Origin of the sequence: Mesorhizobium sp. M0815 (assembly GCF_040319995.1) — a bacterium.
GTDB lineage: Bacteria > Pseudomonadota > Alphaproteobacteria > Rhizobiales > Rhizobiaceae > Mesorhizobium.
Genome location: NZ_JAMYOU010000002.1, coordinates 398,324 through 423,718 on the forward strand (window position 1 = coordinate 398,324; position 25,395 = coordinate 423,718).

Consider the following 25,395-nt stretch of genomic DNA (forward strand, 5'->3'; position numbering starts at 1 on the left):
CGGACGTCAAATCGACACAACGGTAGCGTTCATTCAACACCATGACAACATTGCATCCGTAGCTGCATATCACAGCCAGGTCCTCGACCCGCCCAGCCACCGCAGGGAACCCAAGCCCTCGCAGAAGCGTTTGTAGGTGTTCAAACCTGCCGGCTGCGAGGTGTCTCTCATGATCAGGTGGATCATCATTCTTTTGATTATCGCGGCCGCGGCAAGCCTGCTCGGCATGCCGGCACTGGCTGGAGCCGCCGCAACCGGCGCCCGCATCCTCATCGGCATCGTGCTGATCATCTTCCTGCTGATCGTGCTTGGCGTATTCGCGGTGACCTGAAAAGCATGCCGCACTGGTAATTTCGGCCGGTATCCGCCATATAGGCGCCAAATCGGCAAGAGACCTTTCGATCCATGGCAAGCGCGGCCCCTTTCGCCAAGATGAACGGTATCGGCAACGAAATCATCGTTGCCGATATGCGTGGCCGTGCCGATCGCGTAACGCCTGCGGCAGCCGTCGCGCTTAATGCCGACGCCGCGACCAGGTTCGACCAGATCATGGCGATCCACGATCCCAGGACGCCGGGCACCGCCTTTTTCATCGACATCTTGAATTCCGACGGAACCAGTGCGCAAGCCTGCGGCAACGGCATGCGCTGTGTCGTCCAGGCGCTCGCCGCCGAGACGGGCCAGAAGACATTTGCCTTTGAAACAGTCGCCGGCATCCTCAATGCCGAGGAACATGCCGACGGAATGATCTCGGTCGACATGGGCAAGCCGCGCTTTGGCTGGCGGGACATCCCGCTGGCCGAGGAGTTTCGCGACACCCGCATGATCGAACTGCAGATCGGCCCGATCGATGCGCCGGTACTGCATTCGCCGTCGGTCGTCTCGATGGGCAATCCGCACGCCATCTTCTGGGTCGACCGCGACGTCCGGTCCTATGAACTCGAGCGCTTCGGCCCGCTGCTCGAAAACCACCCGATCTTCCCTGAGCGCGCCAACGTCACCATCGCGCAAGTGACTTCGCCGGAGACCATGGCCATCCGCACCTGGGAGCGCGGCGCCGGACTGACCAAGGCCTGCGGCTCGGCTGCTTGCGCCGCCGTGGTCGCCGCGGCCCGCACCCGGCGCACCGGCCGCAGCGTCACGCTGATGACGCCCGGCGGCGGCTCGCTGCACGTCCTGTGGCGCGACGACGACCACGTCATCCTGACCGGTGCCGCCGAATGGGAATTTTCCGGCAGCTTCGATCCGTCGACCGGGGCGTGGGCGCGCGACACCGAAAGCGCCGCCTGATGGCTCCTCGTGGCAACAGGGGTATCGACGTCGTCACCTTCGGCTGCCGGCTGAACACCTATGAATCCGAGGTGATGCGGCGTGAAGCCGAAAGTGCGGGCCTCGGCGGGCTCGAAGGCGGCGCTATCATCTTCAACACCTGCGCCGTCACCGGCGAGGCGGTGCGCCAGGCCAAGCAGTCGATCAGAAAAGCCCGCCGTGAGAACCCGGCCGCCCGCATCATCGTCACCGGCTGCGCCGCGCAGACCGGCCCGAAGGATTTCGTCGCCATGGACGAGGTCGATCTCGTCCTCGGCAATGAGGAGAAGCTGAAGGCGCATTCATATCGCGCGCTGCCGGATTTCGGCGTCAACGACACCGAAAAGGCGCGCGTCAACGATATCTTTTCGGTGCGCGAAACGGCCACCCACATGGTCGACGCCATCGAGGGCCGGGCGCGCGCTTTTGTCCAGGTGCAGAACGGCTGCGACCACCGCTGCACCTTCTGCATCATTCCCTACGGTCGCGGAAATTCGCGCTCGGTCCCGATGGGCGCCGTGGTTGAGCAGGTCAAGCGACTCGCCGGCAATGGTTATGCCGAGATCGTGCTGACGGGCGTCGACATGACCAGTTTTGGCGCCGATCTGCCGGGCGCACCGAAGCTCGGCAAATTGGTCAAGACCATCCTGAAGCAGGTGCCAGACGTGAAACGCCTGCGGCTTTCTTCCATCGATTCGATCGAGGCCGACGACGATCTGCTGGACGCCATCGCCACCGAGCCGAGGCTGATGCCGCATCTGCACCTGTCGCTGCAATCGGGTGACGACATGATCCTGAAGCGGATGAAGCGCCGGCACAGCCGCGACCAGTCGATCCGCTTTTGCGAGGATGTGCGCAAACTGCGCCACGGCATCGTTTTCGGCGCCGACATCATCGCCGGCTTCCCGACGGAGACGGATGCCATGTTCGAAAACTCGCTGGAGATCGTCGAGGAATGCGGCCTGACGCATCTCCATGTCTTCCCGTTTTCGCCGCGCCAGGGCACGCCCGCCGCGCGCATACCGCAGCTTCGCCGCGAAATGGTCAAGCAGCGCGCCGCACGGTTGCGCGCCGCCGGCGAGGTCGCCTACCGCCGTCACCTTTCCTCGCTCGCTGGCACACGCCAGTCGATCCTGGTCGAGCGCGATGGGCTCGGCCGCACCGAAGGGTTTACGCTGGCCGTGTTGTCAGCCGGGGCGCCGGGCGACATCGTCGAGGCTGATATCGCCGGCAATGACGGTATCAGACTGATCGCCGCGCCGCTTGCCGCCCGCGCCGCCTGAGAGCGCAAGACATGGCCGGGTTTTTCAAGAAGATATTTTCGTTCGGCAAGAAGGAAGTTGTCGAGGAGCGGCCCGACGAGACCGCACCGCTGCCGCCGATCAAATGGGACGAACTGGAGGCGCTGAAGCCGGCGGCCGAGCAGGCCGTCCCGGAGTTTTTGAAACGCGAAGAGTCGCGGCCCGAGGCAGACACTGCGCCTCCGCCGTCTGTCGAGACGGAAGCGCCGCCCGCGCCGCAGCCACCGCTCGAACCCGCACCAACCATTCCGCCCGAGCCAGAGATCCAGCCGGAGTCGGAAACGCCTGCTGAGGAGCCGGAAGAAATCCCGGCCGAGCTTGTTATTCCCGAGCCGGAGCAGCCGGAGATTGTCCAGACTGAGCCTCGGTCATCGGAAGCTGGCGCTGCCCCTCATCCGCCTGCCGGCACCTTCTCCCCGTATGGTGACGGGGAGAAGGGGGCTGATCGGCAGGCCGAGCCTCCTTTTGAAAGCGATGAAGAAGAAGCTGCAACGCTGACGTCCCCCTCTCTCCGTCCTTCACGGGGGTCCGGAGGACCGGCGAGACAAGCGGCTCGCCCCGGAACGGGAAAGGGTGAGGGGCAGCGCGAACCTCTGCAAGATACCGCACCGCCCGCCGAGAGCCCCTCCGCAGCGCCCGAAGCGCCGCCGGCCGAAATCCCGCCTCCGCTCCGCCAGCCCGCCCCGGTCGAAACGAAACCGGTCTTGACCGAGATTGCGCCCGAACCAGAGGCCATTCCGCAACCATCGCCGGAGCCAAAACCTGCCCCCGGCAAGGTGACCGTAACCAAGAAGGTCGAGCAGAAGGCCGAGCCGCAAAGAGCGCCCGAACCGGCGCCGAGGCGCTCCTGGTTCCAGCGCATGCGAGACGGGCTTGCCCGCTCTTCCAGGGAGTTGTCCGGCAACATCGCCGGCGTCTTCACCAAGCGCAAGCTCGACGAGGACACGCTGCAGGACCTGGAGGATGTGCTGATCCGCGCCGATCTCGGCATGGAGACGGCTTTGCGCGTTACCGACGCGCTCTCCGCCAGCCGCTACGGCAAGGATGTCTCCGAGACGGAAGTCCGCGCCATCATGGCGGCGGAGGTGGAGAAGGTGCTGACCCATGTCGCCATGCCGCTGGAACTCGACCTCAGCCACAAGCCGCATGTCATCCTGGTCGTCGGCGTCAACGGCACGGGGAAAACCACGACCATCGGCAAGCTCGCCGCAAAGCTGACCGATGGCGGCCTCTCGGTGATGCTCGCCGCCGGCGACACTTTCCGCGCCGCCGCGATCGAGCAGTTGAAGATCTGGGGCGAGCGCACCAACTCGCCGGTCATTGCCTCGAAGCTCGGCGCCGACGCCGCCGGCCTCGCTTACGACGCCTTCGAGCGGGCGAAGGAGGCCGGCTCCGACGTGCTGATCATCGACACCGCCGGGCGGCTGCAGAACAAGACCGAACTGATGGCGGAACTGGAAAAGATCGTCCGCGTGCTGGGCAAGCTCGATCCGGAAGCGCCGCACACCGTGCTGCAGACGGTCGATGCCACCACCGGCCAGAATGCGCTCAACCAGGTCGAGATCTTCCGCAATGTCGCCGGCGTCAACGGCCTGGTGATGACCAAGCTGGACGGCACGGCGCGCGGCGGTATTCTGGTGGCGATCGCGGCAAAGCACAAATTGCCGGTCTACTTCATCGGCGTCGGCGAACAGGTCGACGACCTCGAACCCTTTTCCGCAAGCGAGTTCGCCAGGGCGATCGCTGGCGTGGCTTGACGAGCATGATCCCGAAAAGTTGCAGACTTTTTGGATTGGATCGTGCGTAAGAAGGATCCCATGAACCCACCCATCCTCGAACGCGACCTGTCCGATCCGCGACGCAAGGCGTTGAACTCCGGCCTGAAATTCCTACTCGAACTCGGGCCTGGTCTGGTGTTCTTTTTCACCACCATCCGCGGCGCGTGGCTTGTCGGGAAATTCCCGATCCTCAGCCATATCGGCGAGCCTATCCTGATTGCCACAGCGTTCTTTATGGTGGCGACGGCGCTGTCGCTCAGCGTTTCGTGGATTTTGACGCGCAGCTGGCCGATCATGCCGCTGGTCTCGGCCATCGTCGTGTTTGTGTTTGGTGCGCTGGCGCTGTGGCTGCAGGACAAGACCTTCGCTTTCATGAAGCCGACAATCATCAACAGCCTGTTCGGCATCACGCTGCTTGGCGGGTTGGCGTTTGGCAGATCGCTGTTGGGCTATGTCTTTGATTCCGCCTTCAATCTCGACGCCGAAGGCTGGCGCAAGCTCACTTTCCGATGGGGGCTTTTCTTCCTTTTTCTGGCTGTGCTGAACGAGGTCGTGTGGCGCAATTTTTCTGAGGAAACCTGGCTTTATTTCAAGGTCTGGGGCACGATTCCCATTACCCTTGTCTTCACGTTAAGCCAAATGCCGTTGATCCTGCGCCACTCGCTCGAGGACAAGGCCGCCAAGGAAGAGAAAGCCGGCAAATAGAGCAATTCCAAGAAAAGTGTGTAGCGGTTTTCCGGGGAAAAGCGCGTAGCGCTTTCCCTAGGGAATTGCGTCAGAATAGGAGGAGAGGGGCATGGAATTCATCACCACGCGCGACGAGTTGAGGACGATCTACAAGACGCCTCGGCCGACCGACGGTTCGATCCGCAAGGAACTGAAGGCATTGGACGGCCACTGCCGTTCCTTCATCGGCAAGAGCCCCTTCGTGCTGATCGGCTCGTCCGACGGCGCCGGCAATGCCGATGTGACGCCGAAGGGCGACAGGCCGGGCTTCGTAACAGTGCTTGACGAGAAGACCATCGCCATCCCCGACCGGCCCGGCAACAACCGGCTCGACACGCTGGAGAACATCCTTCTCAATCCCTCGATCGGGCTGCTCTTCCTCATTCCCGGCATGAACGAAACGCTGCGTGTCAATGGCGATGCCCGCATCACCGTCGATGCGTCATTGCGTGAGCGGCTGGCGGTCGACGGCAAGGCACCGCAAAGCGTCGTCGTGGTGACGGTCAAGGCCGCCTACATGCATTGCGCCAAGGCCTTCATGCGCTCCGAATTGTGGAAGCCGGAGAGCTGGTACGACCGCGCGACGCTGCCGACGCTCGGCCAGATCCTGCGCGACCAGTTGGCGCTCGCCGATTCGGCCGAGGCGACCGACCGCTGGCTGGACGAGGAATACAGAGAGACCATGTGGTAGTGTGCCCGGCGACGAATCGCTCGAGCCGGTCTCCATTTCCTTGCTCAACATCCTCGCCATCTCTGGCAGCCTGCGCGCCGCCTCGACCAATTCGGCCCTGGTCGCGGCACTCGCGCAAAACGCGCTGCCGGACTGTCACGTCGCCGTCTACGATGGGCTTGGGCGGCTGCCGATCTTCAACCCCGACGACGAAGGCGAGCGAACGCCACCGCAAGCAGCGGCGCTGATCGACGCGGTCACCGCCGCTGACGGCGTCATCGTCTCCTGCCCGGAATATGCCCATGGTGTGCCAGGCGGCCTGAAGAACGCGCTCGACTGGCTGGTGTCGCGCGATGCAGCCGTCGGCAAACCGGCCATGCTGGTACATGCCTCGCCGCGCTCGCTGTTTGCCCGCGCCGCACTTGCCGAGATCATGCGGACAATGTCTTTCGCGCTCTATGAGGAAGCAGCGCTCGAAATCGCGTTGCTCGGCAAGAAGCCGCCGGAGGTGGAGAAAATCCTGGCGGAACCGGAAAACCGGCTGGCGATGCGCAGCGCCGTTTCGGCCTTCGCGGGCTTCATCCGCTCGCGTTAAGTGGCGGCCATCGTGCTGTCGTATCCCAGGGCAGAGCGAACGCGAAGCGAGCGTCGGCGATCCTTCGCGCCCCCCTCTGTCCTGCCGGACATCTCCCCCACAAGGAGGGAGATTGGCCGTCATCCCTGCTTTCGCCAATCTCCAACGTTGAAAGAAGGGCCATGCGGCGAAGCTGCCGATCTCCCCCCAAGTGGGGGAGATGCCCGGTAGGGCAGAGGGGGGCGCTGTCCCGCAGGTCTCTCGCAAACTTCCGCACTGCCGCTGTGCTCGTCGAGAAATCAGCCCTTGCCCCTCCGCGTCTCGACGTCGGTCTCGCCGACGAACCAGTCGCGTGCAGCGACTTCCTCGAACACCACCCAGACATCGTTGCTGGTCAGGCCGGTGGCGCCGGTGATGGCCGCCGTCACCTGGGCGGCGATCGCGGCCTTTTTGCCGGCCGGGTCATCGGCAATCACCTCCTTGACCAGGCGGATATTCACGAATGGCATGGTGCCCTCCCTTGGATATGCTTGGCGGCCGTTCAATAGGTTTTGGCGCCGTTGACCATGAGCCGGACCATGTAGAGCGAGGTCGTGCCGGCGATGTAGAGGCAGTTCAGCCTGTTGCCGCCGAACACGCAATTGGCGACGACTTCCGGTACCTTGACCTTGCCGATCAGCGTCCCGTCTGGATCGTAGCAATGGATGCCGTCGGCGGCACTGGTCCAGATGCGGCCGTCCGCATCCAGCCTGAAACCGTCGAACAGGCCGGCGGTGCAGTCGGCAAAGACCTTTTCGCCGGAGACCGTCTTGCCGCCCTGGCCAACAGTGAAAACCCGGATGTGCGCCGGGTTTTGGGCGCCATGCGTGCGGCCGGTGTCGGCGACGTAGAGCTTGCTCTCGTCGAGCGAGAAGGCGAGCCCGTTGGGCCTGACCATGTCGGTGATCACCGCCTCGGTCTCGCCGGTGCCGGGATCGACGCGGTAGACATGGCAGGCGCCGATCTCACTTTCGGCCTTGTCGCCCTCGTAATCGGTATCGATGCCGTAGCTCGGGTCGGTGAACCAGATCGAGCCGTCGGACGTGACCACCGCGTCATTGGGCGAGTTCAGCCGCTTGCCGCGCCATTTGTCGGCGATGGTGATGACCGAGCCGTCATGCTCGGTGCGGCTGACGCGGCGGCCGGAGTGCTCGCAAGTGACCATCCGGCCTTGCCGGTCGACGGTGTTGCCATTGGAATTGCCGGACGGCTGACGGAACACGCTGACGCTGCCGTCGGTGTCGTCGTAGCGCAGCATGCGATTGTTCGGAATGTCGGACCACACCACATAGCGCCCGGCCGCAAACCAGGCCGGCCCCTCCGCCCATCGGCAGCCGGTAAACAGCCTGTCGACCTGTGCGTTGCCGTTGAACAGCCGCGAAAAGCGCGGATCGAGAACTTCGTAGAATTCGCTGGTCATGGTTCCTCCCGGTATCAGTCGCTTGGCGAGCCGCGATCAAGCCAGCCTGCGATCGATATGGCAAGATCGATGATGCGTCAGAAGCATTAGGGGAGCGAATGCTGGGCCGGACGGCAGGTCACATCCCGTTAACCGGCTATGCGCCCAGCGCAATGGTGCATTGCAACATCTTATTTTTGCAACGCACCATAACTATGTCATGCTTCGTATCGATCAAGGGAGGAACAACTGGCCGCGAAATGCGGCGCAAAAGGAAACTCGCTATGATCATCGACAGCCTCATGAGCCGCGCTCGCGCCAGCATCGCCAAGCGCCGGCATTACAACCGCCTCGTCGCCGAAATCGACAGCTTCAGCAGCCGCGACCTCGCCGACATGCGCGCCGACCGCTCAGAAATGCTCTATCAGGTCCACAAGCAGATCTACGGCTGAGTCTTCGGTCGACCTATCACGATCGGCGGGCATCAGCCCGGCACGGCCAGCGCCTTCTCGATCTCCGGCAGCAGCAGCGTCTGCGCCGAGTCCGGCGTCAGCGGCCCGACATGCTTGTAGGCGATCTTGCCATCCTTGCCGATGACGAAGGTCTCCGGCACGCCGTAGACACCCCAGTCGATCGCTGTGCGCCCGGCCTGGTCGACGCCGATCGCCTGGAACGGATTGCCGAGATCGCCAAGGAACCGACGGGCGTTTTCCGGCTGGTCCTTGTAGTTCAGCGCTGCCATGACGAAGCGTCTGTCCTGCGACAGCGCCAGCAGCACCGGATGCTCGTCGCGGCATGGCGCGCACCAGGACGCGAAGACGTTGACCAGCGTCACTTTGCCGGCGAACTGTTTTGAATCGAGGCCCGGCAAATTGGTGCCCTCGAGCGCCGGCAGGTTGGTCTGCGGCGCCGGCAAGCCGATCAGCGCCGACGGCACTTCCGACACGTCGCGCCCGGACAACAGCTGCGCCAGGAACAATCCCGCCAGCCCGAGAAAGACCAGCAGCGGCACCAGCACGATCAGGCGGCGACGCGCCGGTGTTTCCGTTTCCGTGCTCATGATTTTGCTGCCTTGTCGGAGCGCCGGCGCACGCCGGACGCCTCCAGCTCGGCGAGCTCTCGCTTGCGGCCGCGCTGGTCGAGCAGGATCCAGCCAACCAGCCCGGCCAGCACCACGGCCGTAATGGCATAGGCGGCGGTGACATAAAGGGCATGCATGCTCATTTTCCCGATCCAAGGCTTCTCACGGCGAAATTCATAGCCTCACCGGCTGTTTGTCGCAATGAACGGGTCTGCGGCAGATTTGCGGTTATCGCAAGCCGAAGGTCACTGCGAAAGCAAAACACCTGATATGTTTTTGATACGCATGTATTGGCACGTCAGGGACAGCCTGACAGCCCCTTCGCAGGTAAGCAGGATTCTACCGGCGTCATCCCACATCCTGATTGCACTGGAGCCATGGCTCTGGAACTTGCGAAGGCTAATGGATTCGACCGCGATGAACTCAAGCCCGAAAGACACGGCATTGAACGCCGCCCATTTGGCGGGGGGCCGGTAGGGAAGGACGGTCGAGATGAAGGAAAGGTGCATGCTAGGCCCGTTGCGGTCCATCTTGGCCCCGGTAACCTCGACGGAGGACAGATCGGGGTAGTTGCCGTAGATGGTCTGGAGAAAGATCGGGTTCTCTATGCGCAGCGGCCACATCAATCCGTTCCGTGCCGCAGCGCCAGCGCCGCTGCCACCGGCCCGAGCACGGCAAGAAACAGGGTCAGCGCGGTAAGAATGAGGAAGGGATGCAGGAAGGGATCGGGGTCCGCCACCGCGCCATAGCTTGCCGATACGCCGAAGATCAGTACGGGAATGGTCAGCGGCAGCACCAGCACCGAGATCAGCAGTCCGCCGCGCGGCAACGCTACCGCCACCGCGGCACCGGCAGCACCGATGAAGGTGATCGCCGGCGTGCCGACCAGAAGCGTCAGCGCCGTGGCGCCGATGCCGGCCGGCTCCATGTTCATGAACAGGCCGAGCAGGGGAGCCGCGACGACCAGCGGCAGCACGCTTCCCACCCAATGCGCCAGGCATTTCGTCAGCACGGTCAGGGCCAGCATGTGCCGGTCGTTGCCAAGCACCAGAAGATCGAGCGAGCCGTCCTCGCGGTCAGCCTGGAACAGCCGGTCGAGGCCGAGCAGGCAGGCCAGCAAGGCGGCGATCCACAGGATCGCCGGGCCGATGCGGGCCAGCAGCTTCAGGTCGGGACCGACGCCGAAGGGGATGGTCGCGATAACGGCGAGAAAGAAAATCACGCCGGTAAGCGCCCCGCCGCCGGCGCGGATACTTAAGCGGATGTCGCGCAGGAAGAGGGCTAGCATGATGTGAGATGCTTTCGCCCAGGCACCCCCCTCTGTCCTGCCGGACATCTCCCCCGCAAGGGGGGAGATTGGATGTCGCCTCGGCTTTCGTCAGTCTTCAACGTGAAAGAGAGGGCGAGTCGTTGAAACCGCCAATCTCCCCCCTTGCGGGGGAGATGTCCGGCAGGACAGAGGGGGGTGCGACAGAGCGCCGGCATCACCCAACCATCCCCATCACAAGCTCCCTCGCTCCCTCCAGCCCCAGCGGCAAATGCGTGGCCGCAACCACGATCCCCCCACCATCGAGATGCTTCCGCATTAGCCCGCCGAATCTCTCCTCCGAAGCCTTGTCCAGTCCCGCCGTCGGCTCATCGAGCAGCCACAATGGCCGATGACTGACCAGCAGTTTTGCGATCGCGGCGCGGCGGCGCTGGCCGGTCGAGAGATAGCCGAACGGCAGATGGCCGATGCCGCCCAACCCGACGGTCTCCAGCGCCTCTTCAACACCCCTGGAACCGGCGCCCGAAAAATCGCGCCAGAAGCACAGATTCTCCTTAACGGTGAGTGCGCTCTTCATTGCGTCGAGGTGGCCGAGATAGTGACAGGCCGAGGCGGCCGACGGAAAGTCTTCGCCACCACCTTCGAACCGCACACGGCCTGCCGCCACCGGCAACAGTCCGGCGATGATCCTGAGCAGCGTCGATTTGCCGGCGCCGTTCGCCCCGGTGACGACCAGCGCCTGGCCATCCCCCAGCGCGAATTCGATGCCGGAAAATACCGTCTCGCCGCCGCGTTCGCCGCCCAGATTTTCGGCGATCAGCCGCATCCGTTCCCCTTCGCCGAAAGTTCAAGCGCGGCTTCGGTGCGCCGCAGCAAAAATGGCAATTCCGTGTCTAGAACTATTCCAGAAAATTCTCTATATCCGCATCATCCGTGCCAGCGGTCGGCACGGGAACCGAATTTGCGCCGAACCAGCGCGCGTGCCGCCTTGAACGGCCCGGACGCTTGGGAACGGATAGCGGAAATGGCCGTACCCGCACCTTTGCGCGTGATTTGCATGCCCACTGGCGTCCGTTCCCTCCCCGGCAACCGACAGTTAGGGATCGCACGTGTCCAAATCACTCGACAGCTTCAATTGCCGCCGCACGCTGACCGCCGGCGGCACCGAGTACATCTACTATGACCTTGTCGAGGCCGAAAAGAACGGCCTCACCGGCATCGCTCAATTGCCCTATTCGATGAAGGTGCTGCTGGAGAACCTGCTGCGCAACGAGGACGGCCGTTCCGTCACCAAGGAGAGCATCCAGGCGGTCGCCGGCTGGCTGACCGACCGGGGCACTGCCGGCGTCGAGATCGCCTATCGCCCGGCCCGCGTGCTGATGCAGGATTTCACCGGCGTTCCGGCTGTGGTCGACCTTGCCGCCATGCGCGACGCCATGGCCTCGCTCGGCGGCGACCCGCAAAAGATCAACCCGCTGGTGCCGGTCGATCTGGTCATCGACCATTCGGTCATCGTCGACGAATTCGGCACGCCGCTGGCTTTCGCCCGCAATGTCGAGCTTGAGTATGAGCGCAATGAGGAACGCTACAAATTCCTGAAATGGGGCCAGCAGGCGTTCCGCAATTTCCGCGTCGTGCCGCCCGGCACTGGCATCTGCCATCAGGTCAACCTTGAGTACCTCGGCCAGGTCGTGTGGACCAACAGCGAAGATGGCGAGACCACCGCCTATCCCGACACCTGCGTCGGCACCGATTCGCACACCACCATGATCAACGGCCTTGGTGTTCTCGGCTGGGGCGTCGGTGGCATCGAGGCCGAGGCCGCGATGCTCGGCCAGCCCGTCTCCATGCTGTTGCCCGAAGTGATCGGCTTTCGCCTCACCGGCAGGCTGAGGGAGGGCGTCACCGCCACCGACCTGGTGCTCACCGTCACGCAGATGCTGCGCAAGAAGGGCGTCGTCGGCAAGTTCGTCGAATTCTTCGGTCCGGGCCTGTCCAACATGACGCTGGCCGATCGTGCCACCATCGGCAACATGGCGCCGGAATATGGCGCCACCTGCGGCTTCTTCCCGGTCGACAGCGAAACCATCCGCTACCTCACCATGTCCGGCCGTGACGAAAGCCGCATCGCCCTGGTCGAGGCTTATTCGAAGGCGCAAGGCCTATGGCGCGACGTCGGCTCGGCCGATCCGGTCTTCACCGATCTGCTCGAGCTCGATCTCGGCAGTGTCGTCCCGTCGATGGCCGGCCCGAAGCGGCCGGAAGGCCGCGTGGCACTTGAAGACATTCCGGCCGGCTTCGACAAGGCCATGGAGACCGAATACAAGAAGGCCGCCGAAATCGACAAGCGCTATGCCGTCGAGGGCACGGACTACGATCTTGGCCATGGCGATGTCGTCATCGCCGCCATTACCTCCTGCACCAACACCTCGAACCCGAGCGTGCTGATCGGCGCCGGGCTGTTGGCGCGCAACGCCAACCGGCTCGGCCTCAAGCAGAAGCCGTGGGTCAAGACCTCACTGGCGCCGGGCAGCCAGGTCGTCGCCGAATATCTGGAGAAATCCGGTCTGCAGAAGGAGCTCGACCAGATCGGCTTCAACCTGGTCGGCTTCGGCTGCACCACCTGTATCGGCAATTCCGGCCCGCTGCCGGCGCCGATCTCCAAGACCATCAACGATAAGGGCTTGATTGCTGCGGCAGTCTTGTCCGGCAACCGCAATTTCGAAGGCCGCGTCTCGCCCGACGTGCAGGCGAACTATCTCGCCTCGCCGCCGCTGGTCGTCGCCCACGCGCTGGCCGGGACCGTGACCAAGGATCTGACCACCGAGCCGCTCGGCGAGGATCGCAACGGCAATCCGGTCTATCTCAAGGACATCTGGCCGAGTTCAGTCGAGATCCAGGAATTCATCGAGAAGAATGTCACGCGCGAATTGTTCGCCCGCAAATATGCCGACGTCTTCAAGGGCGACGAGTACTGGCAGAACGTCAAGGCGCCGGAAGGCCAGACCTATGCCTGGGACGACAATTCGACCTATGTGCAGAACCCACCCTATTTCGCCGGCATGACATCAGGCTTCGGCAAGATCGGCGATATCAAGGGCGCGCGTGTGCTCGGTCTGTTCGGCGATAAGATCACCACCGACCACATTTCGCCGGCCGGTTCGATCAAGGCGGCCTCCCCGGCCGGCAAGTACCTCACCGACCACGGCGTCGGCGTCGCCGATTTCAACCAGTATGGCACGCGCCGCGGCAACCACGAGGTGATGATGCGCGGCACCTTCGCCAACATCCGCATCCGCAACCACATGCTGGGCGAGAACGGCCGCGAGGGCGGCTACACCATCCATTACCCGTCGAAGGAAGAGGAATCGATCTACGACGCCGCCATGCACTACAAGAAGGAGGGCGTGCCGCTGGTCATCTTCGCCGGCGTCGAATATGGCAACGGCTCGTCGCGCGACTGGGCGGCCAAGGGTACGAATCTGCTCGGTGTCCGCGCGGTCATCGCTCAGTCCTTCGAGCGCATCCACCGCTCCAACCTGGTCGGCATGGGCGTAATCCCCTTCGTCTTCGAGGAAGGCACCTCGTGGGCCTCGCTCAACCTCAAGGGCGACGAACTGGTCGAGATCGACGGACTGAGCAACATCAAGCCGCGGCAGAAGATGATCGCCAGGATCACCTATGGCGACGACAGCGTCAAAGAGGTTCCGATCATCTGCCGCATCGATACGCTGGACGAGCTCGACTACTTCAAGAATGGCGGCATCCTGCAATACGTGCTGCGCGACCTTGCGGCTTAAGGGAGTAGGGCAATAAGGGAGTAGGGCAGTAGGGGAAGCAAGGACAAGCACCTACTGCCCAACTGCCCTACTTTGGCTTTCCAAACCGCGCTGTCGCCGCCAGCAGCACGCCGAGCATCAGCCCGTTGAGGATGTGCCACAGGAAATGCGTGCCGAGCGGAAAGCCGCCGCAGACCAGCGGATCGATCATCCGGCAGACGACCGACACGACGAAGATCGCCGAACCCGCCAGATTGTACCAGCCGGCACGATTGCCGCTGGCCGCCACCCAGGCGCCGAAGAAGGCAAGCGCCAGGAAGGGCGGCAGATAGCCGGTCGTGCCGTTCGACGCTTGGCGCAGCCAGTCCGGCACGGCAAAGGTCACCAGCCCGGCAACGGCGTAAAAGGCGACGAAGATGACGATCGCCTTGCCCCATTTCATGCCGAGAAAACGTCGCAGGTTGAACAGCGTGTAGGCCAGCGTGAACCCTGCAATCGGCAGCACGTCGGCCAGGATCATTCCCCTTGTGGCAAAGGTGTGGAACAGCGACGAGCCGACGCCGATCGCCACCACCCACCAGGCCAGCACTTCGGCGAAGGCGCCGGTGCCGCGCTTGCGCACCTGCCAGACACCCCATAGCCCGGCGGCAAAAAAAGCCAGATTGCTCAGCGCATTGAGCGGTTCAGCCCAGAATTCCGGCCCCGTCCGTTCGCAATAGAGGTCGACCGGCGCCAGGAGAGATTGCCACATGCTGATTGCCGCCCGAATCGCTTCCATCGTGAAGTGCGCGTCCACCTATTGCGCCCTTGCCAGCGGTTGCAACGGCAAAATTTCACCGCAACGTGACTTCCCGTTGACTGCCGCTTCTGCCACATATTTCGACAATCAGAACAAAGCCGGCATCACCGGCGGGATCGGAACGGCCATGTCATCTCGAAGACCATTGCGGCTTGCGGCCGTTGCGCTGGCTCTCTCGGCGTTTGCCGGAAGCGCCTTCGCCGAGCAGGCCGACAAGCCATTAGGCGTCGTCGAGCTCTTCACCAGCCAGGGATGTAATTCCTGTCCGCCGGCCGACGAATTCTTCGCCGAGCTCGCCGCCAAGGAGAACATCGTCGCGCTCGCCTATCATGTCGACTATTGGGATTACCTCGGCTGGCAGGATACGCTGAGCCGCAAGGAAAATACCGAGCGGCAATATGAGTATATGCGCGCCTTCGGCAGCCGTTCCGTCTACACCCCGCAAGCCGTCATCAACGGCCGCAGCCATGTCAATGGCGCCAGCCGCAAGGAAGTCGACGGCGCGCTGGCCCGCATGGAGAGGGTCGGCGAAGGCATGCGCGTCGGCATCAAGGTCAGCCGGACCAGCGATCGCGTCATGATCGATGCCGGCGACGCCGTGACCGGCCCCGCCGACGCGCATGTCGTCATCGTCTATTTCAACCCGCCGCAGACGATCAAGATCGGCAAGGGTGAAAACACCGGCCGCAGCATGACCTACTGGAACGCCGTCTCCAGCATCCAGACCGCCGGCATGTGGCACGGCAAGGCGCAGCGCTACGAACTGCCGATGAGCGAGATCGCCAAGAAGGGCGGCTGCGCCGTGCTGCTGCAGTCGGTCGGCAAGGACGGCGTGCCCGGTCCGATCCTGGGTGCAGCCTTTATCCGCAAGCCTTAGATGGAGCGCTCTCCCTTCTCCCTTGTGGGAGAAGGTGTCGCCGAAGGCGACGGATGAGGGTGTTCCAGGGAACGCCAACGCCTCACTCCGTCCAACACCCCTCATCTGTCTCGGCGCTGCGCGCCGATCCACCTTCTCCCACGAGGGGAGAAGGGATAGCCGCGCTCAAGCCTCCGACGACAGCCTATCCGGATGGATCGCACCGCCACGGCTCCAGCCAATAAAAAACCGGCGTCAGCTTGCTTCTGACGCCGGTCATTTAGGTTTTGGGATCGTCGCACCCGATCTTTCCAAGGAAAGACCGAGGTTGGTTCGATCCGACGCAGACCCGTGGGCGGGGGGCTTGGGGTTTACGAGCCGGTGCCGGACCGAACCGTCTCAGGCAACGCCGGTAAATTCGTCGGACATTGGGGCATGAGCACGGATAAAAAAAGGCAGGATTGTGGCGAAGCATCACCAATTCCAACAGGCGTTTCGCAAACGTGACTGGACGTTGGAGAAACCGCGCGGTGCTGCCGTTGCCCGGCCGGGCCTTGCAATTCGGCAACGAAAGCGCCAACTTTGGTCGGCGTACGATTCATTGCGAGGATCCAGGCATGACTGATCGCAGCAGCGGGACGGAGGATGGGGACGCATCCGCAATATTGATCCCGCTGCACGAGGCAAGACACGAACGCCTCGACCAGCCGGTGCGGTTCGACCGCCGCGAACTGGACCAGATCCTCAGGCTCTACGGCCGTATGGTCGCCGCCAATGAATGGCGCGACTATGCTATTGACCATCTCACCGACCGCGCCGTTTTTTCCGTCTTCCGTCGCACCAGCGAAGTGCCGCTTTTCCAGATCGTCAAGGATCCGAAGCTGGCGCGCCGGCAAGGCGCATTCGCCGTCATCGCCGCCGGCGGACGCATCCTCAAGCGTGGCCAGGAACTCGGCCGGGTGCTTGGCGTGTTCGACCGAACGCTGAAGCTGGTCGAGGCGTAACCCCTTATTTTTGTTTGCGGAACTTCCGCTCGGGCAGCGATTTCGGATCGGGCGGGACCGACGCTCCACCGTTGATCGGCAGTTGCATGAACACCGTGTCCAGCCAGCGTCCGTGCTTGTAGCCGGAGCCTTCCAGGCGGCCGGAATGGTGAAAGCCGAGCTTCTCGTGCAACCGCACCGAGGCGCTGTCGGGCCGGCCATCGCCAATCACCGCGATGATCTGGCGAAAGCCCGCCGCCTTGGCTGCCTCGATCAGCCTTTGCATCAGGAGCAGCCCGACGCCCTGCCCCTTGGCGTCGGGCGCGACATAGACGGAATCCTCAACCACGAAGCGGTATGCCGGGCGCGGCCGGAAAGCGCCGGCATAGGCATAGCCGAGCACAATGCCGCCTTTTTCCGCCACGAGATAGGGAAAGCCACCCGCTACCAAACTGTCGAAGCGCGCTCCCATCTCGATACGACTTGGCGGGTCGAGTTCATAGCTCGCCGTGCCGTTTGTCACCGCGTCGGCATAGATTTCCGTGATCCGGTCGAGATCGGCCGACGTCGCGGCCCGCAAGGTGATGCTGCTCATAATTTATGCACGTCGTTCATCTGCCCTATATCACAGCAAAAGCCGGCACAAAAGAAAAGGGCGGCCATTGGGCCGCCCTTTCCAAACTCGCTGGAGTCAGACCATGATCCCGAAAAGTGGAAACCGGTTTTCGGAACAGATCATGGTCAACAAAGAACGCCGTACTAGCGACGGTCGCCCATGAACTGCAGCAGGAACATGAACAGGTTGATGAAGTCGAGATAGAGCCTCAGCGCGCCCATGATCGCCTTGCGGCCGGCGACATCAGTCTCGTCACCCTCGAAATACATCTCCTTGATGTTCTGCGTGTCATAGGCGGTGAGGCCTGCGAAGATCAGCACGCCGATCGCCGAAACGGCGAAGGAAAGCGCCGACGACTGCAGGAAGATGTTGATCACCATCGCGATGATCAGGCCGACCAGGCCCATGACCAGGAACGAGCCGAACGCGGAAAGGTCGCGCTTGGTCGTGTAGCCGTAGAGCGACAGCCCGCCAAACGCGGCGGCGGTGGCGAAGAAGGTCTGCGAGATACTGGCGGTGGTGTAGACCAGGAAGATCGACGACAGCGACAGGCCGACAAGGCCGGCGTAAACCCAGAACGTCGTCTGCGCCGCCGAAACGCTCATCGATTGGACCCGGAACGACAGGAACATCACCGCTGCCAGCGGGGCAAAGATCACCAGCCATTTCAGCGGCGAGCCGAAGATCGCGTAGCCGAACGAGGTCAGCATCTCGCCGCTTGGCAACGTGGCAACCGCCGAGGCGGGATCGCTGGTGGTGGCCAGCATGATTGTGCCGACCGCGGCAAGGCCGGTGATGAGGAGGCCAAGCCCCATCAGGTTGTAGACTTTGATCATGTAGGCGCGCAGGCCCTGGTCGATGGCAGCATCGACGCCGGCGCCGGGCACGGCGCGCGTCTGATAATTGCGAACGGGATCAGCCATGGAAATCCTCATATTGCTTCTGCCCCGTCCGGTGTCAGGTCCTTTTGAACCCAGGCGCCGCTGGCGGGGCTCCAGCATGCCTGCGCCGAAATATGATGGTTCTTGGCGTAAAGGACAAGACCGTAACCGGACGTAATGCTCCGTGAAGTGCCGGAGATCCGGTTTTATTGGCCTTGCCGGTCGAAACATTAACGAGATTTAATCAAAACCGGCTCTGGCTCAAAGATTCCGCAGCACCGGCGCCGCCTTGTGGCCCAGCACCCGCCACGTGCCGGCCAGGCCGATACCCACCGTGACCACCAGTGAAAAGCCGATGGTCGCCACCGCTACCTCGGGCATGAAGTGCGATGGCAGCGTCATGATGCGCGCGACGACGTACCACGCCGCCACACCGCCCGCCGCCAGCGCGAAGATCGCGGTCGCAAGGCCGATCAGCATGTATTCCAGCGAAAAGGCCGCGATCAGCGTTTTCCTGGTCGCACCCAGGGTCTTCAGCACCACCGCGTCGTGGATGCGGGCCCGGTTGCCGGCGGCGAGCGCCCCGGCCAGCACCAGCACCGAGGCGATCAACGCCACGCCCGCCGCGGCCCTGATCGCGGTGCCGAGCTGCACCACCAGCCGGTTGACGATGTCGAGCGCGTCCTTGACCCTGACCGTCGTCACCGCGGGAAAAGCCCGGGTGACGGCATTGAGAAGATGCGCGTCGTCGGCCGCCGACGCATTCGTCTCGGTCAGCGTCGCCAACCAGCCATGCGGCGCCCCGGCGAATGTGCTGGGCGAGAACACCATGACGAAATTGATGCCCATGGTTTCCCATTCGACCTGGCGGAAATTGGCGATCTTGGCCGTGATATTGCGGCCGAGCACGTTGACGGTGATGGTGTCGCCGAGCTTCAGCCCGATCTCCTTGCCCTCCTCGGCGGAAAACGAGACCAGCGGTTCGCCGGAATAATTCCCCGGCCACCAGCTGCCCTCGGTCAGCGTTGCATTCTCCGGCAATTGTGCGTCATAGGTCAGCCCACGGTCGCCGCGCAGCACCCAGGCGCCTTCGGCCGGAACCTTGACCTTGTCGACATCGACGCCGTTGAGCGCCATCACCCGGCCGCGCAGCATCGGCACCTTGATCAGCGTGCCCTGCGGCGCCTCTTTGCCGACCAGCGCGGAGAAGGCATCGACGTCGCCGCTCTGGATATCGACGAAGAAGAAGTTCGGCGCCCGTTCCGGCAGGCTGCCGGAAATCTGCCGCCTGAGATTGCCATCGATCAGCGCCAGCGTCACCAGGAGCGTCAGCCCGAGACCCAGCGACAGCACCACGGACGGCGTCAAGGCGCCAGGCCGATGGATGTTGCCGATGGCGAGCCTGAGCGCCGTCGAGCGCACACGCGGACTTCTCTTCGCCGCCCACTGCACCAGCGTACCGACGACACGCAGCACCAGGAACGAAAAGACCGTGGCGCCGACGAAGATCGAGGCAATACGGCGGTCGCCGGAAAACAGGATCGCCAGCACCGCGAGCAGCAGCGCGATGGCCATTGCCGCGGCGACATAGAGCGGGCGGGGAAAACCGCGGCCCTCAAAACCCATTTCGCGAAACAGCGCCGTCGCTGGCACGTCGCGAGCACGGCCGAGCGGCAGCAGGGCGAAGGCCAGCGTCACCAGCAGCCCGAACAGCGCTGCCATGCCGAGGGCGCCGGGATAGAACCCACCTTCCGCCGGCACCGGAATAACCGACTGGAGTGCCGCGCTGGCCGCGAACGGCATCAGCGCGCCAAGCACAAGGCCCAGCGTGATACCGAGGGCGGCAATCATCAGGATCTGCACCAGGTAGACGGCAAAGACGAACCCGCCCGAAGCCCCCAGGCTCTTGAAGGTGGCGATGACGCCGCGCTTGCCGTCGAGATAGGCACGCACCGCATTGGCCACGCCGACGCCGCCGACCACCAGCGCCGTCAGCCCGACCAACGTCAGGAATTGCGAGAACCGCTCGATGTTCGAGGACAGCGCCGGCGCTGCGTTGCTGCGCGTGCGGATCGACCAGCCGGCCTGCGGGAACTCTTTCGCGGCCTGCTCCTGGATCGCCTTGATCTGTACTTCAGTGGTGCCGCCGGGCAGGCGGACCTTATAGGCGTTCTCGACCAGGCTGCCCGGCTGGATCAGGCCTGAAGCGGCAAGCCCGTCGGTCGACACCATCAGCCGCGGCGCAAAACCGAAGCCATCCGACACCGCATCTGGCTCGTTGACCAGCTTGGCGCGCAGCTCGAATGTCGCGCTGCCGAGCTTCAACCGGTCACCGATGCCAAGGTTCAGCCGCTCGAACAGAAGGTCCGGGGCGGCGGCGCCGAAGACACCGGATTTTTCGCCGAACAAATCCTCTCGCGACAGCACCGGCTGGGTCTCCAGCGCGCCATAGAGCGGATAGGCGCCGTCGACCGCCTTGGCCTCGACCAGCGCCTGGTCGGAGCCGTCCTCGAGCCTCGCCATCGAGCGCATGTTGGCGCTGTGCGAAACCGTGCCAAGCCGGCCGAGGAAGCTGCGTTCGGCTCTGGTCGGATCGCGCTGGTTGATCTGGAAGCGGAGATCGCCGCCGAGCAGCGTCTGACCCTGGTCGGCAACACCGGCGGAAATCGCCTGCGCCACCGAATTGACGCCGCCGATTGCCGCGACGCCGAGCGCAATGCAGGCAAGGAAGATCAGGAAACCGGACAGCCCGCCGCGCATTTCGCGCAGCGAGAACTTGAAGGCCAGCCTCAGCGTTTGCGACAGCGGCATCAGGCGGTCACCTTGCCGGCCCTGGAGGCCGGCTTGGATGCGTCCTCGATCAGCCCCGACCGCATCGACACCTGGCGCGAGCAGCGCGCCGCGAGCACCGGGTCATGCGTGACCAGCACCAGCGTCATGCCGCGTTCGGCCGCCTTGGCGAACAGCAGGTCGGCGACGTGCCGTCCCGTCGCCTGGTCGAGATTGCCGGTCGGCTCGTCGGCGATCAGGATGCGTGGCGACGGCGCCAGCGCCCGGGCGATCGCCACGCGCTGCTGCTCGCCGCCAGACAATTCGCCGGGATAATGGGTGATGCGATCGCTAAGGCCGACCGCCGCCAGTTCGCGCGCCGCCACGCCGAACGGATCGGCATGGCCGGCAAGCTCAAGCGGGACGGCGACGTTTTCCAGCGCCGTCATATTGGGGATGAGGTGGAACGACTGGAACACGATGCCGATGTTTCGCCCTCGAAACGATGCGATCTGGTCTTCGCTTTTGCCGTTGAGCAGCTCGCCGGCAATTCGTACCGCACCCGAATCGACCCTTTCAAGCCCGGCCAAAACCATCAGCAATGTCGACTTTCCCGAACCCGAAGGTCCAACGATGCCTGTCGCTTCGCCGCTCGCCACATCAAGGCTGACGCCCTTCAGCACATGCACCGAGGATGCGCCTTCGCCGAGCGTCAGCGATACGTCTTTCAGCGAAATGACGGCTTCTTCCAAAATCAAATCGTCCTATATGGGGGAAAGAGGGCTAGAGCATCCGATGCTCGACAAAGACGAAAACCTGCCTTCGCCAACAGATGTTCCTGGTCATATGGGGCCTGCCGCATGGCTTTCAAACACACTTTTGCCGCAGCCTTCGCCCTTTTCCTCGCGATCTGCAGCGCCATTTCGTCGGCGCGCGCCGAGCCCTTCACCATCGTTGGCTTCGGCGACAGCTTGATGGCGGGTTATGGCCTTGGGCCGGGTCAGGGGTTCACCGAAAAGCTGCAGGCCGCGCTTCGCGCCAAGGGCTACGATGTCACGGTCGCCAATGCCGGCGTTTCCGGCGATACGACGAGCGGCGGCCTGTCGCGGCTCGACTGGTCGGTGCCGGACGGCACGCAGCTGGTCATCCTGGAGCTCGGCGCCAACGACATGCTGCGCGGCGTTTCGCCCGCCATAGCGGAAAAGAACCTGGACGCCATGCTGGCAAAGCTGAAGCAGCGCAAGATCGCCGTGTTGCTGGCCGGGATGCGCGCGGCGCCGAATCTCGGCGCCGATTACCAGAGGGCCTTCGACGCGACCTTTCCGAGACTGGCTGAAAAATACGGCGTGCCGCTCTATCCTTTCTTTCTCGAGGGCATCGCCGGCCAATCCGTCCTGCAGCTCGAAGACGGTCTTCATCCAAACGCCCGAGGCGTCGACCGCATCGTCGAGGGTATCCTGCCCAGCGTGGAGAAGACCATTGAAGCGATCCGGGGCAATTCCTGAAGGCGAGGGTTCGCCGCCGCAACACCTTCCGCGGGGGAAGCTTTTAGGCAGGCCTGCGACCAACAAACCCCTTGCCCCGTTTGAATATCGATGATTCGCTAGGGGCAAGAGTTCGATTCGAGGACAGGAGGCTTGCCATGCCGCGTCTTTTTACCGCCCTCGAAATACCGCGTGATGCCGCTCTTTCGCTGTCCCTGCTCAGGGGCGGCCTGCCCGGAGCCCGCTGGATCGACGTCGAAAACTATCATCTGACGCTGCGCTTCATTGGCGATGTCGAGGGCCATGTCGCCGACGAAATCGCCAACGCGCTCGACCGCGTTCACCGCCCGTCCTTCCCGCTGACGCTGTCCGGCGTCGGCGCCTTCGGCCAGAAGAAGCCGCATGCGGTGTGGGCCGGGGTCGCCGCTTCGCCCGATCTTTCCGCTCTGCAAAGCGAAATCGAGCGCATCTGCCAGCGGCTCGGCATCCCGGCCGACCCGCGCAAGTTCATGCCGCATGTGACGCTGGCCCGCCTGCGCAATGCGAGCCCGCTCGACGTCGCCCAGTATCTGTCGGCGCGCGGCAATTTTTCGACGCTGCCGTTCCGGGTCGGCCGCTTCGTGCTGATGTCGTCGCGCGACTCGGTCGGCGGCGGGCCTTACGTCGTCGAGGAGGCTTGGCCGCTTTCAGGTGCCGACAACCGCGTCGCCAGCCGTTTGGCCGGCGCCGCCGACGCTTCGCGGATCATGCGGTAGACGGGACATGGCCAGGGAGAAACTAGCAAAAGAGGCGATCAGCGCCGAACTTGCCGGCCTCGACGGCTGGTCGCTGGCCAAGGATGGTGGTTCGATCAGCCGCAGCTTCACTTTCAAGAATTTCTCGGAAGCCTTTGCCTTCATGACCCGCGTTGCCCTGGCTGCGGAGAAGATGGACCACCACCCCGACTGGTCGAACGTCTACAAGACGGTAAACGTGACCCTCAACACCCACGACGTCGGCGGCCTGACCGCGCTGGATTTCGATCTGGCCAGGAAGATGAACCGCTATTTCGGCACCTGACGTTATCTGCACCTTGCAGCGAGGTTCGGCTTTCACCACATTTTGCCTCGCGGTCACGCGTGAAGTCACGCGACGGCGGCAAGGAGAGGTTGATGGCGCAAAAATCCGGTTTTGATTTCTTCGGCCTCGGCAGCAAGCTGGGCAATGAGAGCGAAGTACGCGAAAAGTTCTGGCGTACGGCGAAGAAGGCTGCCCGGCAGATCCCGTTCATGGAGGAGGTGGTCGCCGCCTATTACTGCGCCATGGACAAGAAGACGCCGCTGCGCGCCAAGGGCACATTGCTGGCTGCGCTCGGCTATTTCGTGCTGCCGACGGACGTCATCCCCGATTTCATCTTTGGGCTTGGCTTCACCGACGACATCGCTGTGCTGACCGCGGCGATCACAACCGTCAGCGCCCACATCACGCCGGCGCACCGGCTCGCCGCCAGGCAGGCCATCGCCGACAAGAGCTGAGCCGGTACGGCGCAAAAAATCGCGCGGGATCCGACTTTCCGGCCGTCAAAGCCACCGCCGCACCCGCGTCTTGTAGGCGCGATAGGCGTCTCCGAACTTACGCTCGAGATAACGCTCTTCCGGCGCGATGACGCCCGTATTGATCACCCACAGCAAGGGAATGACGAGCGCGATACCCCAAAGACTTCCGGCCGCGACACCGAGGCCCAGATAGATAAGGGTCGCTCCCAGATAGAACGGATTTCTGGTCCACCGATAGATACCGTCGACGACCAGCGCCGTCGTTGGCAAGGTCGGTGGTATGTTGGTTCCAGCGGCCTGAAAGCGGCCCGCCGCCATAAAGATGAGCACCAAGCCGCACACCGCGAGCACGGCGCCGGCCAGATAGCGGGCGAGGGCCTGCCCGGCCATGACCGAGAGCGGCGCGAGCACCTCGAGCACGGTTGCCGCCGCCAGGAAGCCGAGGAAGATCAAAGGCGGCAGCGCAATGACCCCCGCCACGTCGGGCGCGCCCGGTCCGCCCGCCACCTCTCCGCCATCCGACCGGGGCACCGCGCCGCTGGCCACCGCGCGGACGGCGACACGAATGCCGAACACGATCGCCAGGACGACTGTGCCGCCCGCCAGGATCAGAACTGTCTCGGAAATGGCCATGGCCAAATCTCCCGTAAGCCGCCAAGGAGGGCACCCTGGCCGAGTGCCGTGGAGCCGAACGCAGACATATACCGCCTGGCGGGAAATTCGTCACGTAGCTCTCAGAAAAGCGAGAATCGCTGCAAGACCTAGCTGCTTGAAAAGTCAAACTCTTGCCGTTTTCGTGGCCTCCAAGTCGCGGCAGGGACATTGCGCCAGCCGCTTTTTCAAGCGGCAGCGCGAAGACGGCGGCGGTTTCCTGGCGTGAACATCCTTTTCTCAGGGGAAATTCACCGTTTGGTAACCCAGATTAAATCAAAATGAAGCGACGGGCAGGACGCCGAGCCGGCCTGCCGCCGCACCAGTGGAATACGGGAAAAGCGATGCGCGGATTGATTGCTATAGTTTCCAGCCTGGCCCTGGTGGCCTTGACGGCGCCCGCGCTGGCGCAGTCGGCAACCAAGATCGGCCAGCACAATGCCTGGGGCACCTACAGCTACCAGGCGTCGGGCGGCGGCAAGGTCTGCTATGTCCTGACCGTGCCAACCGACAAGCAGCCGCCGACGCTCGATCATGGCGACATGTTCTTCTTCGTCAGCCAGCGGCCGGGGCAGCAAGTGTCCTACGAGCCGCAATTCATCGCCGGCTATACCTTCCAGGAAGGTTCCAAGGCCACCGTCACCATCGACAAGAAGTCTTTTTCGATGTTCACGCGCGGCAAGTCGGCCTGGGTCGAGAACGCCGCCGAGGAGCCGGTGCTGATCGCCGCGATGAAGACCGGCACCGACATGAAGGTGTCAGCCAAGTCCGGCCGCGGCAATACCACCACCTACGTCTTCTCGCTGAAGGGCATCTCGGCGGCGCTGGCCTCGATCGCCAAGTGCAAGTAAAGTCCTCGTCCGGGACGTTCACCACCTAACACAGCGACGTAAAGAACC

The 25,395-nt window shown here is 63.5% G+C and carries 29 protein-coding genes; 16 read left to right on the plus strand and 13 right to left on the minus strand.

The genetic code is table 11. From position 1 onward, the window contains the following. Positions 1-169: 169 nt before the first annotated feature. From NKI01_RS04605 to NKI01_RS04635, 7 genes are all read left to right on the plus strand, one after another. A complete protein-coding gene (locus tag NKI01_RS04605; protein WP_031195454.1) occupies positions 170-331 on the plus strand; it encodes a DUF1328 family protein in 162 nt (53 codons plus the stop codon). Positions 332-405: 74 nt separating this feature from the next. Next, the gene (gene dapF / locus NKI01_RS04610) at positions 406-1,290 is read left to right on the plus strand and encodes a diaminopimelate epimerase (protein WP_352481057.1); all 885 of its coding nucleotides are present in this window, start codon (positions 406-408) and stop codon (positions 1,288-1,290) included. Continuing rightward, complete coding sequence (gene mtaB, locus NKI01_RS04615; RefSeq protein ID WP_352962039.1) at positions 1,290-2,591, plus strand: tRNA (N(6)-L-threonylcarbamoyladenosine(37)-C(2))-methylthiotransferase MtaB; 1,302 nt, start codon at positions 1,290-1,292, stop codon at positions 2,589-2,591. Before dapF ends, mtaB begins: the two co-directional genes overlap by 1 nt. 11 nt (positions 2,592-2,602) lie before the next feature. Next, the gene (gene ftsY / locus NKI01_RS04620; protein ID WP_352494044.1) at positions 2,603-4,366 is read left to right on the plus strand and encodes a signal recognition particle-docking protein FtsY; all 1,764 of its coding nucleotides are present in this window, start codon (positions 2,603-2,605) and stop codon (positions 4,364-4,366) included. Positions 4,367-4,426: 60 nt separating this feature from the next. Continuing rightward, entirely contained in the window at positions 4,427-5,092 is a 666-nt protein-coding gene (locus NKI01_RS04625; protein WP_023721875.1) for a septation protein A, read from the plus strand. A 91-nt stretch (positions 5,093-5,183) separates the two neighbouring features. Beyond that, positions 5,184-5,804 (plus strand): pyridoxamine 5'-phosphate oxidase family protein, encoded by a 621-nt coding sequence (locus NKI01_RS04630; protein WP_352481060.1) that lies wholly within the window; start codon positions 5,184-5,186, stop codon positions 5,802-5,804. Between the two features lie 40 nt (positions 5,805-5,844). Next, complete coding sequence (locus NKI01_RS04635) at positions 5,845-6,378, plus strand: NADPH-dependent FMN reductase (protein WP_352481121.1); 534 nt, start codon at positions 5,845-5,847, stop codon at positions 6,376-6,378. Positions 6,379-6,656: 278 nt separating this feature from the next. Here NKI01_RS04635 and NKI01_RS04640 read toward each other — a convergent pair whose 3' ends face one another. Both NKI01_RS04640 and NKI01_RS04645 read right to left on the minus strand, forming a co-directional pair. Beyond that, on the minus strand, positions 6,657-6,866 hold the full coding sequence (locus tag NKI01_RS04640) for a tautomerase family protein (protein WP_352481061.1): 210 nt from the start codon (positions 6,864-6,866) through the stop codon (positions 6,657-6,659). Between the two features lie 32 nt (positions 6,867-6,898). After that, a complete protein-coding gene (locus NKI01_RS04645) occupies positions 6,899-7,816 on the minus strand; it encodes an SMP-30/gluconolactonase/LRE family protein (RefSeq protein ID WP_352962043.1) in 918 nt (305 codons plus the stop codon). Positions 7,817-8,079: 263 nt separating this feature from the next. Here NKI01_RS04645 and NKI01_RS04650 point away from each other — a divergent pair, with 263 nt between their 5' ends. Then, on the plus strand, positions 8,080-8,247 hold the full coding sequence (locus NKI01_RS04650) for a hypothetical protein (protein ID WP_023721879.1): 168 nt from the start codon (positions 8,080-8,082) through the stop codon (positions 8,245-8,247). Positions 8,248-8,279: 32 nt separating this feature from the next. Here NKI01_RS04650 and NKI01_RS04655 read toward each other — a convergent pair whose 3' ends face one another. The 5 genes from NKI01_RS04655 to ccmA all read right to left on the minus strand — a co-directional run bounded on the left by NKI01_RS04655 (position 8,280) and on the right by ccmA (position 10,969). Then, positions 8,280-8,855: a DsbE family thiol:disulfide interchange protein gene (locus tag NKI01_RS04655; protein ID WP_352790086.1), complete on the minus strand. Its 576-nt coding sequence runs from the start codon at positions 8,853-8,855 to the stop codon at positions 8,280-8,282. Continuing rightward, positions 8,852-9,019 (minus strand): heme exporter protein CcmD, encoded by a 168-nt coding sequence (gene ccmD, locus NKI01_RS04660; protein ID WP_023721882.1) that lies wholly within the window; start codon positions 9,017-9,019, stop codon positions 8,852-8,854. Before ccmD ends, NKI01_RS04655 begins: the two co-directional genes overlap by 4 nt. A 102-nt stretch (positions 9,020-9,121) precedes the next feature. Beyond that, entirely contained in the window at positions 9,122-9,499 is a 378-nt protein-coding gene (locus tag NKI01_RS04665; RefSeq protein WP_352481064.1) for an Imm50 family immunity protein, read from the minus strand. Next, positions 9,499-10,164, minus strand: a complete 666-nt coding sequence (gene ccmB, locus NKI01_RS04670; protein ID WP_352962046.1) for a heme exporter protein CcmB — start codon at positions 10,162-10,164, stop codon at positions 9,499-9,501. Before ccmB ends, NKI01_RS04665 begins: the two co-directional genes overlap by 1 nt. Positions 10,165-10,360: 196 nt before the next feature. Next, a complete protein-coding gene (ccmA, locus tag NKI01_RS04675; protein WP_023721885.1) occupies positions 10,361-10,969 on the minus strand; it encodes a heme ABC exporter ATP-binding protein CcmA in 609 nt (202 codons plus the stop codon). A 283-nt stretch (positions 10,970-11,252) separates the two neighbouring features. Here ccmA and acnA point away from each other — a divergent pair, with 283 nt between their 5' ends. Then, a complete protein-coding gene (acnA, locus tag NKI01_RS04680) occupies positions 11,253-13,943 on the plus strand; it encodes an aconitate hydratase AcnA (RefSeq protein ID WP_023721886.1) in 2,691 nt (896 codons plus the stop codon). 67 nt (positions 13,944-14,010) lie between these two features. On the opposite strand, the gene NKI01_RS04685 is transcribed toward acnA, so the two are convergent. Continuing rightward, positions 14,011-14,673 (minus strand): ceramidase domain-containing protein, encoded by a 663-nt coding sequence (locus NKI01_RS04685; protein WP_023721887.1) that lies wholly within the window; start codon positions 14,671-14,673, stop codon positions 14,011-14,013. Between the two features lie 175 nt (positions 14,674-14,848). Here NKI01_RS04685 and NKI01_RS04690 point away from each other — a divergent pair, with 175 nt between their 5' ends. Further along, complete coding sequence (locus tag NKI01_RS04690) at positions 14,849-15,598, plus strand: DUF1223 domain-containing protein (RefSeq protein WP_023721888.1); 750 nt, start codon at positions 14,849-14,851, stop codon at positions 15,596-15,598. Between the two features lie 596 nt (positions 15,599-16,194). Continuing rightward, on the plus strand, positions 16,195-16,581 hold the full coding sequence (locus tag NKI01_RS04695; RefSeq protein WP_023721889.1) for a DUF2794 domain-containing protein: 387 nt from the start codon (positions 16,195-16,197) through the stop codon (positions 16,579-16,581). A gap of 4 nt (positions 16,582-16,585) precedes the next feature. Here the strand turns inward: NKI01_RS04695 and NKI01_RS04700 are convergent, their stop codons facing one another. From NKI01_RS04700 to NKI01_RS04715, 4 genes are all read right to left on the minus strand, one after another. Beyond that, positions 16,586-17,155 (minus strand): GNAT family N-acetyltransferase, encoded by a 570-nt coding sequence (locus NKI01_RS04700; RefSeq protein WP_352481068.1) that lies wholly within the window; start codon positions 17,153-17,155, stop codon positions 16,586-16,588. 164 nt (positions 17,156-17,319) lie between these two features. Further along, the gene (locus tag NKI01_RS04705) at positions 17,320-18,099 is read right to left on the minus strand and encodes a Bax inhibitor-1/YccA family protein (protein WP_254817871.1); all 780 of its coding nucleotides are present in this window, start codon (positions 18,097-18,099) and stop codon (positions 17,320-17,322) included. A gap of 219 nt (positions 18,100-18,318) precedes the next feature. Beyond that, on the minus strand, positions 18,319-20,868 hold the full coding sequence (locus NKI01_RS04710; protein WP_352962051.1) for an ABC transporter permease: 2,550 nt from the start codon (positions 20,866-20,868) through the stop codon (positions 18,319-18,321). Next, complete coding sequence (locus NKI01_RS04715; RefSeq protein ID WP_023721893.1) at positions 20,868-21,578, minus strand: ABC transporter ATP-binding protein; 711 nt, start codon at positions 21,576-21,578, stop codon at positions 20,868-20,870. The genes NKI01_RS04710 and NKI01_RS04715 overlap by 1 nt, the downstream gene beginning before the upstream one ends. Positions 21,579-21,686: 108 nt before the next feature. Between NKI01_RS04715 and NKI01_RS04720 the strand changes: the two genes are divergently transcribed. From NKI01_RS04720 to NKI01_RS04735, 4 genes are all read left to right on the plus strand, one after another. Continuing rightward, entirely contained in the window at positions 21,687-22,331 is a 645-nt protein-coding gene (locus tag NKI01_RS04720) for an arylesterase (protein WP_023721894.1), read from the plus strand. Positions 22,332-22,468: 137 nt separating this feature from the next. Beyond that, positions 22,469-23,065: an RNA 2',3'-cyclic phosphodiesterase gene (gene thpR, locus NKI01_RS04725; RefSeq protein WP_352481070.1), complete on the plus strand. Its 597-nt coding sequence runs from the start codon at positions 22,469-22,471 to the stop codon at positions 23,063-23,065. A 7-nt stretch (positions 23,066-23,072) separates the two neighbouring features. Beyond that, complete coding sequence (locus tag NKI01_RS04730) at positions 23,073-23,369, plus strand: 4a-hydroxytetrahydrobiopterin dehydratase (protein ID WP_352481071.1); 297 nt, start codon at positions 23,073-23,075, stop codon at positions 23,367-23,369. 92 nt (positions 23,370-23,461) lie between these two features. Further along, on the plus strand, positions 23,462-23,824 hold the full coding sequence (locus tag NKI01_RS04735) for a YkvA family protein (protein ID WP_023721897.1): 363 nt from the start codon (positions 23,462-23,464) through the stop codon (positions 23,822-23,824). Positions 23,825-23,869: 45 nt separating this feature from the next. On the opposite strand, the gene NKI01_RS04740 is transcribed toward NKI01_RS04735, so the two are convergent. Continuing rightward, positions 23,870-24,478 (minus strand): methyltransferase family protein, encoded by a 609-nt coding sequence (locus tag NKI01_RS04740; protein WP_352481072.1) that lies wholly within the window; start codon positions 24,476-24,478, stop codon positions 23,870-23,872. Between the two features lie 362 nt (positions 24,479-24,840). On the opposite strand from NKI01_RS04740, the gene NKI01_RS04745 reads away from it, so the two are divergent. Continuing rightward, complete coding sequence (locus NKI01_RS04745; RefSeq protein ID WP_023721899.1) at positions 24,841-25,347, plus strand: invasion associated locus B family protein; 507 nt, start codon at positions 24,841-24,843, stop codon at positions 25,345-25,347. Positions 25,348-25,395 lie beyond the last annotated feature (48 nt).

What these genes read in the sequence shown, in the direction of transcription:
- NKI01_RS04605 (WP_031195454.1), top strand. Translation starts at nt 170, where the DNA reads ATGATCAGGTGGATCATCATTCTTTTGATTATCGCGGCCGCGGCAAGC.
- dapF (WP_352481057.1), top strand. Translation starts at nt 406, where the DNA reads ATGGCAAGCGCGGCCCCTTTCGCCAAGATGAACGGTATCGGCAACGAA.
- mtaB (WP_352962039.1), top strand. Translation starts at nt 1,290, where the DNA reads ATGGCTCCTCGTGGCAACAGGGGTATCGACGTCGTCACCTTCGGCTGC.
- ftsY (WP_352494044.1), top strand. Translation starts at nt 2,603, where the DNA reads ATGGCCGGGTTTTTCAAGAAGATATTTTCGTTCGGCAAGAAGGAAGTT.
- NKI01_RS04625 (WP_023721875.1), top strand. Translation starts at nt 4,427, where the DNA reads ATGAACCCACCCATCCTCGAACGCGACCTGTCCGATCCGCGACGCAAG.
- NKI01_RS04630 (WP_352481060.1), top strand. Translation starts at nt 5,184, where the DNA reads ATGGAATTCATCACCACGCGCGACGAGTTGAGGACGATCTACAAGACG.
- NKI01_RS04640 (WP_352481061.1), bottom strand. Translation starts at nt 6,866, where the DNA reads ATGCCATTCGTGAATATCCGCCTGGTCAAGGAGGTGATTGCCGATGAC.
- NKI01_RS04645 (WP_352962043.1), bottom strand. Translation starts at nt 7,816, where the DNA reads ATGACCAGCGAATTCTACGAAGTTCTCGATCCGCGCTTTTCGCGGCTG.
- NKI01_RS04650 (WP_023721879.1), top strand. Translation starts at nt 8,080, where the DNA reads ATGATCATCGACAGCCTCATGAGCCGCGCTCGCGCCAGCATCGCCAAG.
- NKI01_RS04655 (WP_352790086.1), bottom strand. Translation starts at nt 8,855, where the DNA reads ATGAGCACGGAAACGGAAACACCGGCGCGTCGCCGCCTGATCGTGCTG.
- ccmD (WP_023721882.1), bottom strand. Translation starts at nt 9,019, where the DNA reads ATGAGCATGCATGCCCTTTATGTCACCGCCGCCTATGCCATTACGGCC.
- NKI01_RS04665 (WP_352481064.1), bottom strand. Translation starts at nt 9,499, where the DNA reads ATGTGGCCGCTGCGCATAGAGAACCCGATCTTTCTCCAGACCATCTAC.
- ccmB (WP_352962046.1), bottom strand. Translation starts at nt 10,164, where the DNA reads ATGCTAGCCCTCTTCCTGCGCGACATCCGCTTAAGTATCCGCGCCGGC.
- ccmA (WP_023721885.1), bottom strand. Translation starts at nt 10,969, where the DNA reads ATGCGGCTGATCGCCGAAAATCTGGGCGGCGAACGCGGCGGCGAGACG.
- NKI01_RS04685 (WP_023721887.1), bottom strand. Translation starts at nt 14,673, where the DNA reads ATGTGGCAATCTCTCCTGGCGCCGGTCGACCTCTATTGCGAACGGACG.
- NKI01_RS04690 (WP_023721888.1), top strand. Translation starts at nt 14,849, where the DNA reads ATGTCATCTCGAAGACCATTGCGGCTTGCGGCCGTTGCGCTGGCTCTC.
- NKI01_RS04695 (WP_023721889.1), top strand. Translation starts at nt 16,195, where the DNA reads ATGACTGATCGCAGCAGCGGGACGGAGGATGGGGACGCATCCGCAATA.
- NKI01_RS04700 (WP_352481068.1), bottom strand. Translation starts at nt 17,155, where the DNA reads ATGAGCAGCATCACCTTGCGGGCCGCGACGTCGGCCGATCTCGACCGG.
- NKI01_RS04705 (WP_254817871.1), bottom strand. Translation starts at nt 18,099, where the DNA reads ATGGCTGATCCCGTTCGCAATTATCAGACGCGCGCCGTGCCCGGCGCC.
- NKI01_RS04710 (WP_352962051.1), bottom strand. Translation starts at nt 20,868, where the DNA reads ATGCCGCTGTCGCAAACGCTGAGGCTGGCCTTCAAGTTCTCGCTGCGC.
- NKI01_RS04720 (WP_023721894.1), top strand. Translation starts at nt 21,687, where the DNA reads ATGGCTTTCAAACACACTTTTGCCGCAGCCTTCGCCCTTTTCCTCGCG.
- thpR (WP_352481070.1), top strand. Translation starts at nt 22,469, where the DNA reads ATGCCGCGTCTTTTTACCGCCCTCGAAATACCGCGTGATGCCGCTCTT.
- NKI01_RS04730 (WP_352481071.1), top strand. Translation starts at nt 23,073, where the DNA reads ATGGCCAGGGAGAAACTAGCAAAAGAGGCGATCAGCGCCGAACTTGCC.
- NKI01_RS04735 (WP_023721897.1), top strand. Translation starts at nt 23,462, where the DNA reads ATGGCGCAAAAATCCGGTTTTGATTTCTTCGGCCTCGGCAGCAAGCTG.
- NKI01_RS04740 (WP_352481072.1), bottom strand. Translation starts at nt 24,478, where the DNA reads ATGGCCATTTCCGAGACAGTTCTGATCCTGGCGGGCGGCACAGTCGTC.
- NKI01_RS04745 (WP_023721899.1), top strand. Translation starts at nt 24,841, where the DNA reads ATGCGCGGATTGATTGCTATAGTTTCCAGCCTGGCCCTGGTGGCCTTG.